The following is a 17,072-nucleotide window of genomic DNA, read 5'->3' as shown; positions in this document are numbered from 1 at the left end:
CCTTAAAGAATGCGTTGCATCAGTTGATGATCGACCTGTTCCAGCAGGTTGCCGCAGGTTTCGCCAAAGTGCAGAAAATGCGCGGTTTGCTGGTGCGCGCTGAGGGCGGCAGCGTCCTGCCACTGCTCAACCATGATGAAGCGGTTGGGCAGCTCCTGATGGCGGTGCAGGTTGTACTGCAGGCAACCGGCTTCGGCTTGGCTAGGCGGTACCAATTGGCGTAGGCCTGCTTCAACAGCCTCGGCCTGGCCGGGGCGGGCGGTGATGGTGGCAATCAGGGTCAGTGGCGTGGTCATGGCAGGCTCCGGTTTAAGTGCGGCACATGCTCGGTTATTTGATTGACGAGAAAAACAGCCTGCCATTAGAGTCTCTTTCAATACTTTTTTGAAAATGAGTTGCCATGCTGCGTTTCGATGATCTGCAGTTGTTTGTCACCACCGCTGATCTGGGCAATCTCTCGGCGGCAGCGCGACGCCTGGATATTTCCCCGGCAGTGGCCAGCGCCGCGCTCAAGCGTCTGGAACAGCAACTGGAAGCGCGCCTGTTCAGCCGCTCCACCCGCAGCCTGCGCCTGACGCCCGAGGGCGAGCTGTTTCTCGGCCATGCGCGCTTGGCCTTACAGAGTCTGGATGACGGCCGGCAGCAGTTAGCCGGCAGCAAGGTTGGCATCAGCGGGCCGTTGCAGCTGTCTGCGCCGTCGGATTTCGGTCGCAACACCTTACTGCCCTGGCTGGATGAATTTCAGCAGGCGCACCCGCAGGTGCAGCTGCGTCTGCTGCTCGGTGATCGCGTGGCCGATCTGTTCCGCGAGCCGGTGGACATTGCCCTGCGCTATGGAGCACCGGAGGATTCCAGTCTGGTTGCCTTACCCGTGGCCGCATCGAATCGGCGCGTGTTATGCGCTGCACCGCAGTACCTGCAGCGGCATGGAGCGCCGCAATCAGTGGATGAACTGGCCGAACACAACTGTCTGCTCTATATGCTCGGTGGGCGGCTGCATGATCGCTGGCGCTTCAGCGACGGCAAGCGCGAGCAGGGCATCAGCGTCAAAGGCGACCGGGTCAGTGATGATGCCGATGTGGTGCGGCGCTGGGCGGTCAGTGGTGCCGGGCTGGTTTACAAATCCTGGCTGGATGTGGCCGGCGATGTGTGTGCAGGTCGGCTCCAGGTGTTGTTGTCTGAACTGCGCGGCGAGCCGACGCCACTCAACCTGATCTGCGCGCACCGGGCGCAGCTGAGTAAACCGGTGCTCTTACTGCGAGAGTTCGTGCAAATTCGCTGCGCGGAGTTGTTGGCGCAGGCACCTTGGCCGAACTAAGATTGCCGCCAGCGCGCTGCGGCAATCCATCGCAGTGCGGCTATGTCACATGCGCCCCGGAGCAATGCTAGAGTCGCGCCCCATGAAAATGACCCGTACTGACCGTCGCCTGCTGGCCTGGATGCTGTATTTCAGCGTTCTGTTCAGTGCGTTCGCCTGCAGTATTGGTCACGGTCAGATGGCCGGCCTGCAGCTTAGCGGGCTGGGCAGTCAGTACTGCTCCTTTGAGGGCAACTTCGGCGCCGGCGCGGATCTGGATGGTTCCGGTGTAGTGGTGCCCAACCCGGCGACGGGCTCCGGCTGTTCCCTGAGTTCCACCTTCAGCGCGATCATCCTGGCAGCGTTTTTCGGTTTGCTAGGTTTGCTGGCACCCCGCCGCGCACCACTGCTGACGTTCTTCTTTACCCCGCGACCTGTTCGCTATCTCTGGCCTTCGGCCAACCCCCGCGCTTCTCCGTCAACTCTGTAGCGACCGGGCATCACGTCCCGGCTGTCGTCGTTGTGCTGCATGTTGCCTCGTGCAGTAACGCTATTGATGAGCTATCGGAGTTGATCCATGAGCCAACGTGCTCCTTCTTTTTATAACCTGGCCTGGCGCTGGCATTTCTATGCCGGGCTGTTTGTGATTCCGTTTCTGATCCTGCTCTCGGTCACCGGGATCATCTACCTGTTCAAGCCGCAGCTGGATCAGCTGATGTATGCCGAGCTGCTGCAGGTCACGCCTGCCGAGCAGGCGATCTCGGCGGATCAGCAGCTGGCGTTGGTGCGTCAAGCGTATCCAGAGGCGAGCATCAGTCAGTACCTGCCGCCGGTAAACGCCGAGCGCAGTGCGCAGTTTGTGCTGGAGGCTGATGGCCGGGGCCTCAATGTATTTGTTGACCCCTACAGCGCCAGGATTCTCGGTAGCCAGGATGCGCAGCTCAATCTGCAGGCCATCGCCCGTCAGCTGCATGGTGATCTGATGGTCGGGACTCTGGGCGATCGGCTGATCGAGTTGGCCGCTGGTTGGGGCATCGTGCTGGTGGTCTCTGGCCTCTACCTGTGGTGGCCGCGCGGGCGTTCCGGTGCGGGCGTGCTGTGGCCAAGACTGAGTGCCCGTGGGCGACTTTTATGGCGTGACCTGCATGCGGTGGCTGGCTTCTGGGGCTCGCTGCTGTTGCTGTTTATGCTGCTCACCGGCATGACCTGGACTGGCTTTTGGGGCGCGCAGTTTGCCGGCGCCTGGAATCACTTCCCGGCGGCGATGTGGGACGACGTGCCGCAGTCCGGCAAGCTCACCGGCAGCCTCAACACCAGCAGTCAGCAGACCGTGGCCTGGGCGGTGGAAACCACGCCGCTGCCGGCTTCCGATCCACACGCAGCGCATAACGGTCATGCCACTGCCGAGGCGCCTGCGGCCCCGGCCAACCTGCTGCAGTACGTAGTCGATACCGCTGCTGAGCGCGGCGTACAGTCGGGTTACAGCATCACCCTGCCGCAAGGTGAAACCGGGGTGTACAGCATCGCCCTGTTCGCTGACGATCCGCGTAACGACGCCACCTTGCATATCGATCAGTACAGCGGCGCGGTGCTTGCCGATGTGCGCTGGAAGGATTACGGCGTGGTGGCGAAAACCGTGGAAACCGGGGTGATGCTGCATGAGGGCAAGCTGTTCGGCCTGGCCAACCAGTTGCTGATGCTCGCGGTCTGCCTGCTGGTGCTGCTCAGCGCGGTCAGCGGCCTGATCATGTGGTGGCAACGCCGGCCGAGCGGCAAGCTCGGCGTACCACCGCTGCGCCACGACCTGCCACGCTGGAAAACCGCGATGGTGATCATGGGCCTGCTCGGCGCGGCCTTCCCGCTGGTGGGCGCATCCCTGCTGTTGATCTGGGCGTTGGACTGGCTGCTGCTCTCGCGCCTGCCTAAGCAACGCCTGGCCAACGGCTGACTGGAATAACCGGCGCGGGCTTGGCCCGTGCCAGGGCTTCGCGTTACAACATCTGTCATGGACAGTCAGTCCACTTTTGGAGGAATACCATGTTGTTGAAAAAGACCCTGCTGATTGCCGCTCTGCTGAGTCCGAGCCTGTTTGCCAGTGCTCACGAATACACCGCTGGCGAGCTGCATATTGCACACCCCTGGTCGCGGGAAATGCCGGCCGTAGCACCTACCGCTGCTGCCTATTTCGTGGTGCACAACAAAGGCGCCGAGGCCGATCGTCTGCTCAGCGCCAGTACCCCGGTAGCCGGCAAGGCCGAGCTGCACGAACATATCCACGCCGATGGCCTGATGAAGATGCAGCAGGTGCAGAACGTGGCGATTCCCGCCGGTGGCGAAGTGAAGTTCGAGCCGATGGGCTACCACGTCATGCTGTTCAACCTGAAGCAGCAGGCCAAGGACGGCGAGCGTTTTCCGCTGACCCTGACCTTCGAGAAGGCCGGCGCGGTTGAGGTGGAAATTGCCGTACACAAGGACGCCCCTGCCGGTGAGAAATCCCATGGTGAAGGGCACGCGCACTGATCTGTGCGCCCAGTCCCGCTGCGTTGCAGCGGGGCTGCTGTTGTTCGGTGATATTCACCGTCATTGATTTGCATCAGCCGTCCTGCTTAGGCCGTTAGTCATACTCGGCGCAGGATTCTTGAGTTGTCGTGATGCCCCGCAACCGCTCCTTCACCGTCGATTACCGCGCAAGCTGGCTGGCCCTGTTGGCCATGCTGTTGCTCAGTGTCGGGCCGTTGCTGTCGCAGCTGACTGCACCGGCCGAACCGGCCTGGCTGACGGAACTGGCCTGTGGGGAGCATGCCGGTAGCCATAACGGACCTCTGGATCACGACGCGCTGTGGGCCAAGTGCGGCTATTGCACCCTGTTGCTCAACAGCCCAGCCACCGGTTGTGCCAGCCCGACGTTAGCCCTGACGGCTGTTGCGCCTGCGGATCGGCATAGTGCGCCGGTGCGCAGCGGGGTTGCCCGTTCGGCTATCTTCCCCGGTTCGCGCAGCCGCGCACCGCCTGCCTATTCCTGATCGCCATTGCCCTGTTGCCTGTGTCGGTGCCGCGTGTGCGGTGCCGGCCATTCTCTGGTTCTGTCTCGATTCTGGAATACCCATGTCTACTCGTTCGCTTCTGATCAGTGCTGCACCTTTCCGACTGGCACCGCTGTGTGTCGGCCTGCTGTTGGCCACTCAGGCGCATGCTGCGCAAACCACTGCACACGACCCGGAGCAGCATGCGCTGCAATTGCCGCCCTCGGTGGTCACTGCCGTGCAGCAAAGCTCGCCACTGACCGTGGTGGCCGATCCCAAGGACCCGCGCCAGCCGGTGCCGGCCAGTGATGCAGCGGATTATCTGAAGACCATCCCCGGTTTCTCTGCGATTCGCAGTGGCGGCAGCAACAGTGATCCGGTGCTGCGCGGCATGTTCGGTTCGCGCCTGCTGCTGCTCACCGACGGCGGGCAGATGCTCGGTGCCTGCCCGGGCCGGATGGATGCGCCCAGCTCGTACATCTCGCCGGAAACCTTTGATCTGCTGACCGTGAACAAAGGCCCGCAAACGGTGATCTGGGGCCCCGGCGCTTCGGCTGGGGTGGTGCGTTTCGACCGTGAGCCGGAGCGTTTCGGCGAGCTGGGTGCGCGCCTGCATGCCAGTGTGCTGGCCGGCTCCAATGGCCGTTTCGATCAGACCCTCGATGGCGCTGTTGGCGGTGAGCAGGGCTACCTGCGGGTGACCGGTAACCGTTCGCATTCGGATGATTACGCTAACGGTAACGGCGACACCATCCCCTCGCGCTGGGATAAATGGAACGGCGACGTGGCCTTGGGCTGGACGCCGGATGCCGACACCCTGGTCGAACTCACCGCCGGCCGTGGCGATGGCGAGGCGCGCTACGGCGGCCGTGGCATGGACGGCACCCAGTTCAAGCGCGAAAGCCTGGGCTTGCGCATTGAGCGGGGCAATTTCGGCGGCGTGCTGGATAAGGTCGAGGCCAAGGTCTACTACAACTACGCCGACCACATCATGGATAACTTCCGCCTGCGTGTGCCGGACCCGACCAGCATGATGGCTATGCCCATGGCCTCGCAGGTCGACCGTCGCACCCTCGGTGCACGCCTGGCTGCGACCTGGGTGTGGGAGGATGTTGAGCTGATTACTGGGCTCGATGCCCAGCGCAGCGAGCACCGTGCCCGTCGTTCCACCTACAGCATGATGGCGGGCTACACGGACGCCGACCGCTTCCCCTGGAACAAGGACGCGCTGATGCACAACTACGGCGCGTTCGCCGAGGCCACCTGGAGCCTGGCCGAGCATGATCGGCTGGTCTCCGGTGCGCGGGTGGATCGGGCCTCGGCCAAGGACTACCGGCAGAGTTTTCGCAGCATGATGGGTATGCCGCGGCCCAACCCAACGGCGGGTGAGACGCGCGCCGATACGTTGCCGAGCGGCTTTGTGCGCTACGAGCACGACCTGTCCGGTTCGCCGACCACCGTCTATGCAGGCATCGGCCATGTGCAGCGTTTCCCTGACTACTGGGAGCTGTTTTCCGCCGGGCTCAACGGGCCGGCTGGCGCAGACAATGCCTTCGACGGCATCAAGCCGGAGAAGACCACCCAGCTGGATGTCGGTATCCAGTATCAGGGTGACGCCCTGCAGGCATGGGCCTCGGCCTATGTCGGCCAGGTGCGTGACTACATCCTGTTCGACTACCGCGGTATGAGCACTCAAGCCGACAACGTCGACGCGCGCATCATGGGCGGCGAACTGGGCGTGGCCTATGACCTGACGAGCAACTGGAAGACCGATGCCACCCTGGCCTATGCCTGGGGCAAGAACAGCGGCGACGGCGAAGCGCTGCCGCAGATGCCGCCGCTGGAAGCACGTCTGGGCCTGACCTATCAGCGTGACGACTGGAGCGTCGGCGCCCTGTGGCGAGTAGTTGATGGCCAGGGCCGCATCGCAGCTGGACGCGGCAACGTGGTGGGACAGGACTTTGGCGACAGCGCCGGCTTCGGCGTGCTCTCGCTCAACGGTGCTTACCGTGTGACCAAGCAGGTCAAACTCAGCGCCGGGGTGGATAACCTGCTCGACAAGAACTACGCCGAGCACCTCAACCTGGGCGGTGACTCCGGTTTTGGCTTCCCGGCTGATACTCGGATCGACGAGCCGGGCCGCACCTTGTGGGCCAAGGTCGATTTCGACTTCTGATGTGTCCAGTTGTGGGAGGGGCTTTAGCCGCGAGCTTTTGAGTCGCGGCTAAAGCCCCTCCCACATCCGCGCGATGAATTTGTGCGGGCTAATACAGCCTTAAGGTTCAAGCGCGACAGTAGTCCTCGCAGACACACTTTCTCCCTGCACCGAAGAGGACTACACCATGCGCAAACTGCTTCTGCTGTCTCTGGTTCTGGCCAGCCCGCTGACCTTCGCCGCTACTCAATGCACCAACGCCGACAAGGCGCAGTGGCAGGATCAGGACAAGTTCCAGGCTGACCTCAAAACTCAGGGCTATGAGATCAAGAAGTTCAAGGTCACCGGCGGTAACTGCTACGAAATCTACGGCTTCAACAAGGATGGCCAGAAGGTCGAAATCTACTTCGATCCGGTCACTGGCAAGGCCATCAAAGGCGGCGTTGAAGGCTGATGAACACCGCCACCACACGCCTCTGGGACCCGCTGGTCAGGTTGTTCCATTGGTCTCTGGCGAGCGCTTTCCTGGCCAATTACTTCTTCACCGAAGAGGGCGAGAACTGGCACCGCTGGTTCGGTTACTACGCCGTGGCCTGGCTGGCGATTCGCCTGGTGTGGGGCTTTATCGGCACACCGGCGGCACGCTGGGCGGACTTCTGGCCGACCTGGGCGCGCCTGGTCGAACATCTGCGGGCATTATTCAGCGGGCGTGATTATCACCGCATGGGGCATTCCCCGCTGGGCGCTCTGGTGATGATCGGCATGATGCTGCTGATGCTCGGCCTGGGCGTGACCGGCTTTCTGATGGAGGAGGTCGATTACTTCTGGGGCACTGACTTACCCGAGGAGGTTCATGAGTTTTGCGCCAACGCACTGATGGCCCTGGTGGGCCTGCATATCGCGGCGGCGCTGTTTGAAAGCTACCGCCTGAAGGAAAACCTGCTGCTGTCGATGGTCACCGGCAAGCGGCGCAAATTGGACCACTGAGGTTTGTATCTGTCGCGGCTAAAGCCCCTCCCACGGTATACGTGCTGATGTGGGAGGCGCTTTAGCGGCGATTATCAGGTTCAGACCAGGCGTGCATCCAGGCTGTTCTGCGCCAGGCGCTTGGCCTGTTCCTGAGTCATACCCAGGCTGTCGTGCAGTGCGGCGAAGTTCTCGGTGACGTAGCCGCCGAAGTAGGCCGGATCATCCGAGTTCACCGTCACCTTCACCCCGCGTTCAAGCATCTGCAGGATGTTGTGCTGGCGCATGTCGTCGAACACGCAGAGCTTGGTGTTGGACAGCGGGCAGACGGTCAGCGGAATCTGCTCATCGATAATGCGCTGCATCAGCCGCTCGTCTTCGATGGCGCGCACGCCATGGTCGATACGCTCGATTTTCAGCAGGTCCAGGGCTTCCCAGATGTATTCGGGCGGGCCTTCCTCACCGGCGTGGGCGACGGTCAGGTAACCCTCGCTGCGCGCCTTGTCGAACACGCGCTGGAACTTGCTCGGCGGGTGGCCCATTTCCGAACTGTCCAGGCCGACGGCGATAAACGCATCGCGGAATGGCCTGGCCTGCTCCAGGGTTTTAAAGGCTTCTTCTTCGGACAGGTGCCGCAGAAAGCTCAGGATCAAACCGTGGCTGATACCCAGTTGTTTTTCGCCATCGACCAGCGCCTGCTTGATACCGCGCAGCACCACTTCAAAGGGAATACCACGGTCGGTATGGGTCTGCGGGTCGAAGAACGGCTCGGTGTGGATGACGTTCTGCGCCTTGCACTTTTGCAGGTAGGCCCAGGTCAGGTCGTAGAAATCCTGCTCGGTGCGCAGCACATCGGCACCGGCGTAATACAGGTCGAGAAATTCCTGCAGGTTGTTGAAGGCATAGGCGCTGCGCAGCGCTTCAACGTCATTCCAGGGCAGCTTGATCTTGTTGCGCTCGGCCAGGGCAAACAGCAGCTCGGGCTCCAGCGACCCCTCAATGTGCAGGTGCAGTTCGGCCTTGGGCAGGGCGTTGAGCCAGTCGTACATGGTCAGATCTCGTTATCAGGCGTGGTCGCGACAAAGTTTAACCGCAAGGACAGGATTTCGCCGAATCGGTACGGCTGTTGACGATGTGTGGCGCTATGTAGGGTGGACATCGCTTTTTATGTCCACCAGCGAGCAGCGTAGTAACGCAGGTGGTGGATGAAAAAAAGCGTCATCTACGCGCCCCGATCCACCCTACGCCTGACGGTGTTATGCGTCGGCCTGTTCTTCACGTCGATACGCATAGGTATCGGCAAAGCGTGACAGCAGGTACTCAGCGCTGGTCACGCTCGGATACTTAGGCGGATGGGCGGCGTCCGAGCAGTTGGGCAGGCAGCTGATCTCGGTGTCCGGGTGCGGTTCGGCGAAGAACGGCATGGAGTAGCGATCCACCCCCAGCGGGCTGATCACCCGGTGCGGGGTCGAGGTGTAGCGGTCGTTGCTCCAGCGCGCGAGCATGTCGCCGATGTTCACCACAAAGCTGCCGGCAATCGGCGGCGCATCGATCCACTCACCGTCACGGTTACGCACCTGCAGACCGCCGGCGTCGTCCTGATAGAGCAGGGTGATGCAGCCGTAGTCGGTGTGCTCACCCGCGCCTTGCTGTTCGACGCTGCTGGCAGTGTGGCGCGGCGGGTAGTGAATCATGCGCAGCACGCTGATTGGCTCATGAAAGCGCGTGTCGAAAAACTCGCGGTCGATATCCAGGGCAATGGTCATGGCGCGCAGCAGGGTTTGCGCCAGTGCCTGCATATCGGCGTAGTGCTGTTCCATCAGGGCGGCCCAGCCCGGCAGATCCGGATGCCGATTGGCGCCACGCAACGGCTTGCCGGCCAGCACCTCGGGATGATTGAGGGCCATATGGAAACCCATGTCGAAGGTTTCCTTGAGATCGCTCGGTTTGCTCGGGTCCAGCTGCTCGGTGGCAATCGCGCCATAGCCGCGGTGATGAGCGGTCTGGGTGATGTCGATCTTGAGCTTTTCGGCAGCCGGCAGGGCGAAGAAGGTCTTGGCGGCGCTGAGCAGGTCGGCGATACGTGACGGGCCGATCGGGTGGCCGGTGATATAGAAGAACCCCCATTCGCGGCAGGCGCGGTCAATCTGCTCAGCCACGGTGGGCCAGGCGGTTTGGTTGTCGCTGTAGAGCGGGGCGATGTCGATAATCGGTAGGGTGTGCATAGTGGCTCCGGGTGGGGCGGTGCTGCGAGTCTTCTCGTACTAAGGAGCCTGTCGAACTCAACACTGTTCTGCTGCGGAAAATCCGGATTTGGTCACTTTTGTGGCTTTCCCTCGTTAAATAGCGCGCTATTCGCCTCGGTAAACCCACAAAACTGCCTCAAACCGGCCTTCCCTCGCGACGAACGGTTGAGCCCGACAGGCTCCAAGCAGCGAAAAAGGGCGCCTCTATTTATAGGGCGCCCTGTGATGCGGTTCTGCCAGTGAGGCAGGGACGGCATCTGGGTTATGACTTACTTCGGCAGTTCAGCCTTTACGTTTTCCACGTAGTAGTTCATCGACGCCAGTTCGGCGTTGGTCGCGGCGATGCCGGCCGGGATTTTTTCTACGCCGCTCTGGTCCTTGATCGGCCCGGTGAACGGGTGGAAGGCGCCGCTCTTGATATCCGCGATGATCTGCTCAGCTTCGGCTTTCACGTCCACCGGCACCAGGTCGCTGATCGGCAGGCGAATGGTGTCTTCCGCCAGGCCGCCCCAGAAGTCTTCAGACTTCCAGTTGCCGTCGATCACCGCCTGAGTGGATTTGACGTAGTGCGGGCCCCAGTCGTTGACGATCGAGGTCAACACCGCTTTCGGCCCGAAGTGCGCCATGTCCGAGGCATAGCCCACGGAGTAAACGCCACGACGCTCGGCGGTCTGGATCGGTGCCGGGCTGTCGGTGTGTTGGAACACCACGTCCACGCCCTGGTCGATCAGTGCGTTGGCGGCATCGGATTCCTTGCCCGGATCGAACCAGGAGTTGACCCACACCACCTTGATCTCAGTGCCGGGGTTGTACTTGTCCAGCGCCAGCTGGATGGCGTTGATATCGCGGATCACTTCCGGGATCGGGAAGGAGGCGACGTAGCCAACTTTCTTGGTCTTGGTCATCTTCGCCGCGAGGAAGCCGCCGACATAACGGCCCTCATAGGAACGAGACAGGTAGGTGCCGAGGTTCTTGTCCTGCTTGTAGCCGGTGGCGTGCTCGAAGGTCAGCTTGGGGAATTGCTTGGCCACTTTCAGCGTCGGGTTCATATAGCCGAAGGAGGTGGTGAAGATCAGGTCATAGCCGCCCTTGGCCATGTTGCGGATCACCCGCTCGGCATCTGCGCCTTCCGGCACGTTTTCCACGTAGCTAGTTTCGACCTTGTCACCAAGCTCTTTGATCACCGCCTGACGGCCCTGCTCATGCTGGTAGGTCCAGCCGTGGTCGCCAATCGGGCCGATATAGACAAAGCCGACCTTCAACGGATCGGCGGCAACAGCGCTCAAAGTGGCGCTAAAGCCAAGGGCGGCAACGAGGGTGCGCAGCAGAGGTTTTTTGCTCTTCTCGAACATGGTCGGTGGAACTCCGATGTGTGTGGGTACGTTGTTGTTAAACAGCTGCCTGTTCAATTGCAAAAAGCTGACCAACTGGACAATTAGCGCGCCACGCCACGCTAAAACGCAGAACCCCGCCGTGGCGGGGTTTTGTGCGGGTGCTTTGCTGGTGCGTAAGAGGCTGAGCATGCTGCCTGCTGGTGCGTGAAAGAGGCTCAGTGCCCCGGCTGCCAAGGCTTGCCCAGTGATACCGGAGCAAACAGGCGAGTCTTGATCGCGTCACGCGACAGCAGGACCAGCACCAGAATGGTCGCCACATAGGGCAGCATCGCCAGCAGGTTGGAGGGGATCGACAGGCCGATGCCCTGGGCCACCAGATGGATGATGCTGGCCAGGCCGAACAGGTAGGCGCCGAGCAGCACGCGCAATACCCGCCAGCTGGCAAATACCACCAGCGCCAGGGCGATCCAGCCGCGGCCGGCGGTCATGTTTTCCGCCCACATCGGCGTGTAGGCCAGCGACAGATAGCCGCCGGCCAAGCCGGCCATGGCACCGCCGAACAGCACCGCCAGGGTGCGCACACGTAACACCGGCAGGCCCATGGCGCTGGCGGCGTCGGGGTTTTCGCCGACCGCCTGGATGATTAGGCCGATGCGGCTTTTCAGCAGCACCCAAGCGACTAAACCGAACAGGGCGAAGGACAGGTAAACCAGAATGTCCTGGGCAAACAGCATGCGTCCGATCAGCGGGATCTCGCTCAGCAGCGGAATGGCAATGGGCTCAAAACCGGCCAGCGGTTTGCCGACCCAGGCCGCGCCGACAAAGGTCGACAGGCCGACGCCAAAGATGGTCAGCGCCAGGCCGGTGGCCACCTGATTGGCGTTAAAGCCCAGGGCCACGGCGGCGAACAGCATGGACAGCAGCATGCCGGCGCTCATCGCCAGCAGCACACCGAGCCAGAGGTTGCCGGTGCTCAGGGCGACGATAAAACCGATCACCGCGCCGAACAGCATCATGCCTTCCTGGCCGAGGTTGAGTACGCCGCTCTTCTCGCAGATCAGTTCACCCAAAGCCACCAGCAGCAGCGGCGTGCCGGTGCGCACCATGGCGTAGAAAATATTGCTTAGCAGGTCGAGGTCCATCGGGAGTTCCTTTGTGTATCGCTTTTGTAGGCGCGCGCTTGCTCGCGCCTACAGGTTGTTTGTTAGGCCAGGGCCTCGGCGGTGGCTTTAGTTTTTCGCTGCGCCCACTTCAGCTTCAGCCGTGGCCGATAGAGGATCAGCACGTCGCAGGCGAGCAGGAAGAACAGCATCATTCCCTGGAACAGCTGGGTGATCGCCTGGGGCAGGTTCATGGTCATCTGCGCGTTCTCGCCGCCCAGGTAGAGCAGGGCCATCAGCAGGCTGGCGCAGACAATCCCGAGCGGATTCAGGCGGCCGAGAAAGGCCACGGTGATTGCGGCATAGCCGTAGCCCGGTGAGACCTGCGGCACCAGCTGGCCGATGGGACCCGCCACTTCACCGACACCGGCCAAACCGGCCAGTCCGCCGCTGACCAGCAGGGCAAACCACACCAGGCGCTTCTCGCGGAAACCGACAAAGCCGGCGGCGCGACGGTCGAGGCCGAGTACCTTGATCTGAAAACCGAGAAAGCTTTTGTGCAGTAACACCCACACCGCCACCAGGGCCAGCAGGGCGAAGTACAGGCCGGCGTGCAGACGACCGTCCTCGCTGACCAGCGGCAAGCGGCTGGCATCGCCGAACATCGCCGATTCGGGGAAGTTGAAACCGGCCGGATCTTTCAATGGGCCGTGCACGAAGAACAGCAGCAGGTTCAGCGCGATGTAGTTGAGCATGATGCTGGTGAGGATTTCGTTGGCATTGAACTGCGTGCGTAACCAGGCGGTGAGGCCGCCCCAGGCTGCACCCGCTGCCACGCCGGCGAGCACCACCCAGACCAGCGCCCAGCGGCTGTCCCAGTCGATGATCTGGATCGCCATGGCGCTGCCGGCCAGCGCGCCGAGCAGCAGTTGGCCTTCGGCACCGATATTCCAGATGCGCGCCTGGTAGGCCACGGCGAGGCCAAGTGCACAGAGCAGAATCGGCAGCGCCTTGACCAGTAGTTCGGATACGCCGTACCAGTCGGCCAGCGGCGCGATCAGCAGGGTGTGCAGGGTGTCCAGCGGGTCGTGGCCGAGCAGGGCGAATAACAGTGCGCCGCTGCACAGCGTCAGCACCGCGGCGAGTAGCGGCGATAGCCAGAGCATGGCGCGCGATTGCTGACCGCGCGGTTCGAGGGATAACAGCATGGAAAACTCCGTCAGCTCAGGTGGGCAGCAGCGGCTGCCGGCGTGCTTGTGATAGGGGGAAGCGGGGCGAATTCACCAGCCATCCAGCGGCCGACTTCAACCGCTTCGGTTTCTGCGGTAGCGGCCAGGGACGAGAGCTTGCCGCTGCACAGAGCGCCAATGCGGTCGCTGATCTGGAACAGCTCGTCGAGGTCTTCGGAGATCACCAGAATCGCCGTGCCGGCATCGCGCAGGGCAATCAGCGCGCGATGAGTCGCCGCTGCCGCGCCGACGTCCACGCCCCAGGTCGGGTGCGCGGCCACCAGCAGTTTGGGGTTCTGCAGAATCTCGCGGCCGAGGATAAATTTCTGCAGGTTGCCGCCGGACAGGCTGCGCGCGGGTGCCTCGGCATCCGGTGTTTTCACCGCAAAGCGCTGGATGATTTCGTCAGCCAGGGCGCGCACCTTGCCGCGCTGAATCAGTCCCTTGCTCAGCAAACCCTGCTGAAAGGCGGTGAGCAGGGCGTTATCGCTCAGGCTCATATCCGGCACTGCGCCATGCCCCAGGCGTTCAGCCGGGACAAAGGCCAGACCCAGCTTGCGCCGCGCATCCGGGTACAAATCGGCAATCGGCTGAGTGTCCAGGCTGATGCGTTCGCGCTCGCTGCGCGCCAGGCGGGTTTCGCCACTGAGCAGGGCGAGTAGCTCGTCCTGACCATTGCCGGCGACCCCGGCGATGCCGACGATTTCGCCGCTGCGTACTTCCAGACGGATCTGGCTAAGGGTGCAACCGAACGGGTCGGCGTTGTGCCAGCTGAGATCATCCACGCGCAGGCGCGGCAGGCCGCCGTCAGCTTTCGGGTAGCTGCTTTCCAGGCCTTCGGCATCGCCGACCATCAGCCGCGCCAGTTGCAGGTCGCTGCACTCGGCCGGTATGCAATGCCCCGACACCTTGCCGCCGCGCAGCACCGTGGCGCTCTGGCACAGGGCACGCACTTCGCCGAGCTTGTGGCTGATAAACAGAATGCTGCAGCCCTCGGCGGCCAGGCGGCGCAGGGTGACGAACAGCTCGTCGGCCTCCTGTGGGGTCAACACCGAGGTCGGCTCATCAAGGATCAAGAGTTTGATGTCCTGCATCAGGCAACGGACGATCTCCACCCGCTGCCGCTCGCCGATGGACAGGCTGTGCACCAGTCGGCCCGGTTCCAGGGCCATGCCGTAACGCTGCGACACTTCGCGAATCTTCGGCTCCAGCTGCTTCGGTGTACCGGCCGCTGCGCCCATGGCCAAGGCGATGTTCTCGGCCACGCTCAGGGTCTCGAACAGCGAGAAGTGCTGAAACACCATGCCTACGCCCAGGCTGCGCGCCATGGCCGGGTCACGCATCTTCAGCGGTTCGCCCTGCCAGCGAATTTCGCCGCTGTCGGGCTGGGTGACGCCGTAGATGATCTTCATCAGGGTGCTCTTGCCGGCACCGTTCTCGCCGAGCAGCGCATGGATTTCCCCAGGCGCGATGCTCAAATCGATACGGTCATTGGCCAGGCAGCCGGGGTAGCGCTTGCTGATACCGCTCAGCTGCAAGCGTGGAACGGGAGGGGAACTGGACATGGACAGAGGCTCGGGAATGACAACTGGCCTGGCTAAAGCAAAAAGCTGGCCAGTGAGTCAGAAAAGCCGCTGTGCAGTGTTGGCCAACCGTTGTTTGATCAAGGCTGCCCAGTGATGGTGCGCTTGTTTGAGGCGGGGCTGTGTTGCTGCACCGAATCGAGGCCGTACGCTGGCTTAGTGGCGCAACCAGGCGCCCTGGGTCTTGCCGTATTCGGTGTCGCGGTCGTAACGCTGTTCCTGCTCGACATGCTGTTGCCGCACGGTGTTGGCTTGTTGATTGGCCCGTTCTTGCAAGCGCTGGCAGCTGGATTGTTCGGCCGTCAGTTGCAGGCGCTGATCAATCGCCCGGGCGGCGGCCTGGGCGATCTGGTAATGGCCGTTTTCGTGCTGCTGCAGGGCGCTAATGTAGGCGGCAAAGTGCTGCTGGTGCGCGGGACTGGCAGCAAGCAGGCGGGGCAGGATGATGCTGGCGTGCAGCGTGGTTTCCGTACGGGTGATGCGGCAGCGCCCGTCAGGCTCTTCCCACCACCAGAAGCGCCAGTCCACGCGCCAATCGGTGTAGCCGTGAAACACCTTGCCGTCATGGCGAATCGGCGATGCCTGATCCAGTGCCGGGTACAACAAGGCGTGAGCGCTGGCGTCGACATCGTAATAAGAGTGTTCCAGCTGCTCATTCACTTGTGCCTGCAGTGCAGTGCTGCAGAACAGGCAAAGCCAGGTCAGGCGCTTCATAGCGCCTGCAACGCCTCACGGCCACGGCTGATATCCGCCAGCAACCGCTGCAGCTCGGCAACCCGTTGCGCGGGGAGGGCCAGCTGCAGTTCGGCACCCGTGGCGTCATAGCTCTCGCTTTCCAGCAGGCAGTCGAGTTCTGCCAGGCGCGCTTTGAGCAGCGGCAGTTCGGCGAACAGGCAATGGCAGCGATAAGACTCACGGGCAACCAGCTCGCGGCGAGGAGCGGCTTGCAGGCATTTATTGGCGCTGCCGCCGTAGGCGCGGGCCAGGCCACCGGTGCCGAGCTGGATGCCGCCATAGAAACGAATCACCAGCACCGCGACCTGATCCATTTCCTGGGCGTCGATGGCGGCGAGGATCGGCCGGCCTGCGGTGCCACCGGGTTCGCCATCGTCGCTGAAACGGTACTGCGTACCCACCTTCCAGGCCCAGCAGTTATGGCTGGCGCTGGCGTCGCTGTGCGCGGCGATAAATGCCTGCGCCTCGGCCGCGCTGGTAACCGGCGTGGCGAGGGCGATAAAGCGGCTTTTGCGAATCTCCTCGCGGTAGTCGCAAGGGCCGAGCAGGGTAAAGGGCATCAGGCGCTTTTGGCTGGCGGGGTCAGGCCGCAGCCTTTGAGGATGATGGCAATCAGCTGGTCGGCTGCTTCTTCGTAGTCGGCTTTCACCAGGCGTGAGCGACCGGTGACGCGGCAGATCTGCGAAGCAAAGTCGGCGTAATGCTGGGTGCTGCCCCACAGCAGGAATATCAGGTGCACCGGGTCCACCGGGTCCATCTTGCCGGCGGCGCTCCAAGCTTCGAACACCGCGGCGCGGCCACGGAACCAGGTCTGGTAATCCTGATTGAGCATCTGCGAGAGGTGCTCGCCACCGCTGATCACTTCCATGGCGTAGATGCGCGAGGCTTTCGGGTGGCGGCGGGAGAATTCCATCTTGGCGCGGATATAGCCGGCCAGCGCGATGGCGGGATCATCGTCCACGCTCAGGGTGTTGAAGGTGTTGTCCCACAGCTCGAGGATGTTCACCAATACCGCCTGATACAGCCCCAGCTTGTTGCTGAAGTAGTAGTGCAGATTGGCCTTCGGCAGGCCGACGTTCTGCGCGATGGTGTTCATGCTGGTGCCTTTGAAGCCGTGGCGGGCGAACTCTTCCTCGGCGGCCTTGATGATCGCCTCTTCGTTTTTCTGCCGAATCCGGCCGGCAGGTTTGTTGTTCGGATCGGCTCGGTGCGCAAGTACTTCAACAGTCATGGGCGGTTCCGCAGTGGTCAGGTTTTCGGACGACTGCACTGATAACCCAGAGCTGCCGAGGTGACAAGCGCAAGGGGCAGAAAAACTGACCTAGGTACGCTGCACCCCGGCTTTTGCACCAGGGTTGTGCGTGAAAGTGGCGTGCTGCGGTGGTTTTGGGGGCGGCGCTGTGC

General features: G+C 62.4%; 18 protein-coding genes. 8 read left to right on the top strand and 10 right to left on the bottom strand.

Annotation, left to right across the window (positions count from 1 at the left end; genetic code table 11):
• Positions 1-2 precede the first annotated feature (2 nt).
• Positions 3-296, bottom strand: a complete 294-nt coding sequence (locus ACIN8IBEIGE_RS19175) for a putative quinol monooxygenase (RefSeq protein WP_160016049.1) — start codon at positions 294-296, stop codon at positions 3-5.
• 104 nt (positions 297-400) lie between these two features.
• On the opposite strand from ACIN8IBEIGE_RS19175, the gene ACIN8IBEIGE_RS19170 reads away from it, so the two are divergent.
• The 8 genes from ACIN8IBEIGE_RS19170 to ACIN8IBEIGE_RS19135 all read left to right on the top strand — a co-directional run bounded on the left by ACIN8IBEIGE_RS19170 (position 401) and on the right by ACIN8IBEIGE_RS19135 (position 7,462).
• Positions 401-1,318 carry a LysR family transcriptional regulator gene (locus tag ACIN8IBEIGE_RS19170; RefSeq protein ID WP_160016048.1) on the top strand — a complete coding sequence of 306 codons (918 nt, stop codon included), beginning with the start codon at positions 401-403 and terminating at the stop codon, positions 1,316-1,318.
• Between the two features lie 82 nt (positions 1,319-1,400).
• Positions 1,401-1,787 (top strand): DUF2946 domain-containing protein, encoded by a 387-nt coding sequence (locus ACIN8IBEIGE_RS19165; RefSeq protein WP_160016047.1) that lies wholly within the window; start codon positions 1,401-1,403, stop codon positions 1,785-1,787.
• 87 nt (positions 1,788-1,874) lie between these two features.
• Positions 1,875-3,245, top strand: coding sequence for a PepSY domain-containing protein (locus tag ACIN8IBEIGE_RS19160; RefSeq protein ID WP_160016046.1), 1,371 nt, complete (start codon positions 1,875-1,877; stop codon positions 3,243-3,245).
• Between the two features lie 89 nt (positions 3,246-3,334).
• A complete protein-coding gene (locus ACIN8IBEIGE_RS19155; RefSeq protein WP_160016045.1) occupies positions 3,335-3,817 on the top strand; it encodes a copper chaperone PCu(A)C in 483 nt (160 codons plus the stop codon).
• 131 nt (positions 3,818-3,948) lie between these two features.
• Positions 3,949-4,320 (top strand): DUF2946 domain-containing protein, encoded by a 372-nt coding sequence (locus tag ACIN8IBEIGE_RS19150; RefSeq protein ID WP_160016044.1) that lies wholly within the window; start codon positions 3,949-3,951, stop codon positions 4,318-4,320.
• Between the two features lie 82 nt (positions 4,321-4,402).
• Positions 4,403-6,496, top strand: a complete 2,094-nt coding sequence (locus ACIN8IBEIGE_RS19145) for a TonB-dependent copper receptor (RefSeq protein ID WP_160016043.1) — start codon at positions 4,403-4,405, stop codon at positions 6,494-6,496.
• Between the two features lie 166 nt (positions 6,497-6,662).
• Positions 6,663-6,929 (top strand): PepSY domain-containing protein, encoded by a 267-nt coding sequence (locus ACIN8IBEIGE_RS19140; RefSeq protein ID WP_160016042.1) that lies wholly within the window; start codon positions 6,663-6,665, stop codon positions 6,927-6,929.
• The gene (locus ACIN8IBEIGE_RS19135; protein WP_160016041.1) at positions 6,929-7,462 is read left to right on the top strand and encodes a cytochrome b/b6 domain-containing protein; all 534 of its coding nucleotides are present in this window, start codon (positions 6,929-6,931) and stop codon (positions 7,460-7,462) included. Before ACIN8IBEIGE_RS19140 ends, ACIN8IBEIGE_RS19135 begins: the two co-directional genes overlap by 1 nt.
• Positions 7,463-7,542: 80 nt before the next feature.
• Here the strand turns inward: ACIN8IBEIGE_RS19135 and ACIN8IBEIGE_RS19130 are convergent, their stop codons facing one another.
• The 9 genes from ACIN8IBEIGE_RS19130 to ACIN8IBEIGE_RS19090 all read right to left on the bottom strand — a co-directional run bounded on the left by ACIN8IBEIGE_RS19130 (position 7,543) and on the right by ACIN8IBEIGE_RS19090 (position 16,899).
• Complete coding sequence (locus tag ACIN8IBEIGE_RS19130) at positions 7,543-8,490, bottom strand: adenosine deaminase (RefSeq protein ID WP_160016040.1); 948 nt, start codon at positions 8,488-8,490, stop codon at positions 7,543-7,545.
• A gap of 207 nt (positions 8,491-8,697) precedes the next feature.
• Complete coding sequence (locus ACIN8IBEIGE_RS19125) at positions 8,698-9,666, bottom strand: 2-oxoglutarate and iron-dependent oxygenase domain-containing protein (protein WP_160016039.1); 969 nt, start codon at positions 9,664-9,666, stop codon at positions 8,698-8,700.
• 290 nt (positions 9,667-9,956) lie between these two features.
• A complete protein-coding gene (locus tag ACIN8IBEIGE_RS19120; protein ID WP_160016038.1) occupies positions 9,957-11,039 on the bottom strand; it encodes a BMP family ABC transporter substrate-binding protein in 1,083 nt (360 codons plus the stop codon).
• A 197-nt stretch (positions 11,040-11,236) separates the two neighbouring features.
• Positions 11,237-12,163 carry an ABC transporter permease gene (locus tag ACIN8IBEIGE_RS19115; RefSeq protein ID WP_160016037.1) on the bottom strand — a complete coding sequence of 309 codons (927 nt, stop codon included), beginning with the start codon at positions 12,161-12,163 and terminating at the stop codon, positions 11,237-11,239.
• Between the two features lie 62 nt (positions 12,164-12,225).
• A complete protein-coding gene (locus ACIN8IBEIGE_RS19110; RefSeq protein WP_160016036.1) occupies positions 12,226-13,329 on the bottom strand; it encodes an ABC transporter permease in 1,104 nt (367 codons plus the stop codon).
• A gap of 11 nt (positions 13,330-13,340) precedes the next feature.
• The gene (locus ACIN8IBEIGE_RS19105) at positions 13,341-14,921 is read right to left on the bottom strand and encodes an ABC transporter ATP-binding protein (RefSeq protein WP_372240028.1); all 1,581 of its coding nucleotides are present in this window, start codon (positions 14,919-14,921) and stop codon (positions 13,341-13,343) included.
• 168 nt (positions 14,922-15,089) lie between these two features.
• Complete coding sequence (locus ACIN8IBEIGE_RS19100; RefSeq protein WP_160016034.1) at positions 15,090-15,647, bottom strand: DUF922 domain-containing protein; 558 nt, start codon at positions 15,645-15,647, stop codon at positions 15,090-15,092.
• Positions 15,644-16,228 (bottom strand): YigZ family protein, encoded by a 585-nt coding sequence (locus ACIN8IBEIGE_RS19095; RefSeq protein WP_160016033.1) that lies wholly within the window; start codon positions 16,226-16,228, stop codon positions 15,644-15,646. Before ACIN8IBEIGE_RS19095 ends, ACIN8IBEIGE_RS19100 begins: the two co-directional genes overlap by 4 nt.
• Positions 16,228-16,899: a TetR/AcrR family transcriptional regulator gene (locus ACIN8IBEIGE_RS19090; protein ID WP_160016032.1), complete on the bottom strand. Its 672-nt coding sequence runs from the start codon at positions 16,897-16,899 to the stop codon at positions 16,228-16,230. Before ACIN8IBEIGE_RS19090 ends, ACIN8IBEIGE_RS19095 begins: the two co-directional genes overlap by 1 nt.
• Positions 16,900-17,072 lie beyond the last annotated feature (173 nt).

It is taken from the genome of Pseudomonas sp. 8BK (genome assembly GCF_902506475.1).
In the GTDB taxonomy this organism is placed as follows: Bacteria; Pseudomonadota; Gammaproteobacteria; order Pseudomonadales; family Pseudomonadaceae; genus Aquipseudomonas; species Aquipseudomonas anguilliseptica.
This window is presented reverse-complemented; position numbering and strand designations above follow the sequence as displayed.

What these genes read in the sequence shown, in the direction of transcription:
- ACIN8IBEIGE_RS19175 (WP_160016049.1), bottom strand. Translation starts at nt 296, where the DNA reads ATGACCACGCCACTGACCCTGATTGCCACCATCACCGCCCGCCCCGGC.
- ACIN8IBEIGE_RS19170 (WP_160016048.1), top strand. Translation starts at nt 401, where the DNA reads ATGCTGCGTTTCGATGATCTGCAGTTGTTTGTCACCACCGCTGATCTG.
- ACIN8IBEIGE_RS19165 (WP_160016047.1), top strand. Translation starts at nt 1,401, where the DNA reads ATGAAAATGACCCGTACTGACCGTCGCCTGCTGGCCTGGATGCTGTAT.
- ACIN8IBEIGE_RS19160 (WP_160016046.1), top strand. Translation starts at nt 1,875, where the DNA reads ATGAGCCAACGTGCTCCTTCTTTTTATAACCTGGCCTGGCGCTGGCAT.
- ACIN8IBEIGE_RS19155 (WP_160016045.1), top strand. Translation starts at nt 3,335, where the DNA reads ATGTTGTTGAAAAAGACCCTGCTGATTGCCGCTCTGCTGAGTCCGAGC.
- ACIN8IBEIGE_RS19150 (WP_160016044.1), top strand. Translation starts at nt 3,949, where the DNA reads ATGCCCCGCAACCGCTCCTTCACCGTCGATTACCGCGCAAGCTGGCTG.
- ACIN8IBEIGE_RS19145 (WP_160016043.1), top strand. Translation starts at nt 4,403, where the DNA reads ATGTCTACTCGTTCGCTTCTGATCAGTGCTGCACCTTTCCGACTGGCA.
- ACIN8IBEIGE_RS19140 (WP_160016042.1), top strand. Translation starts at nt 6,663, where the DNA reads ATGCGCAAACTGCTTCTGCTGTCTCTGGTTCTGGCCAGCCCGCTGACC.
- ACIN8IBEIGE_RS19135 (WP_160016041.1), top strand. Translation starts at nt 6,929, where the DNA reads ATGAACACCGCCACCACACGCCTCTGGGACCCGCTGGTCAGGTTGTTC.
- ACIN8IBEIGE_RS19130 (WP_160016040.1), bottom strand. Translation starts at nt 8,490, where the DNA reads ATGTACGACTGGCTCAACGCCCTGCCCAAGGCCGAACTGCACCTGCAC.
- ACIN8IBEIGE_RS19125 (WP_160016039.1), bottom strand. Translation starts at nt 9,666, where the DNA reads ATGCACACCCTACCGATTATCGACATCGCCCCGCTCTACAGCGACAAC.
- ACIN8IBEIGE_RS19120 (WP_160016038.1), bottom strand. Translation starts at nt 11,039, where the DNA reads ATGTTCGAGAAGAGCAAAAAACCTCTGCTGCGCACCCTCGTTGCCGCC.
- ACIN8IBEIGE_RS19115 (WP_160016037.1), bottom strand. Translation starts at nt 12,163, where the DNA reads ATGGACCTCGACCTGCTAAGCAATATTTTCTACGCCATGGTGCGCACC.
- ACIN8IBEIGE_RS19110 (WP_160016036.1), bottom strand. Translation starts at nt 13,329, where the DNA reads ATGCTGTTATCCCTCGAACCGCGCGGTCAGCAATCGCGCGCCATGCTC.
- ACIN8IBEIGE_RS19100 (WP_160016034.1), bottom strand. Translation starts at nt 15,647, where the DNA reads ATGAAGCGCCTGACCTGGCTTTGCCTGTTCTGCAGCACTGCACTGCAG.
- ACIN8IBEIGE_RS19095 (WP_160016033.1), bottom strand. Translation starts at nt 16,228, where the DNA reads ATGCCCTTTACCCTGCTCGGCCCTTGCGACTACCGCGAGGAGATTCGC.
- ACIN8IBEIGE_RS19090 (WP_160016032.1), bottom strand. Translation starts at nt 16,899, where the DNA reads ATGACTGTTGAAGTACTTGCGCACCGAGCCGATCCGAACAACAAACCT.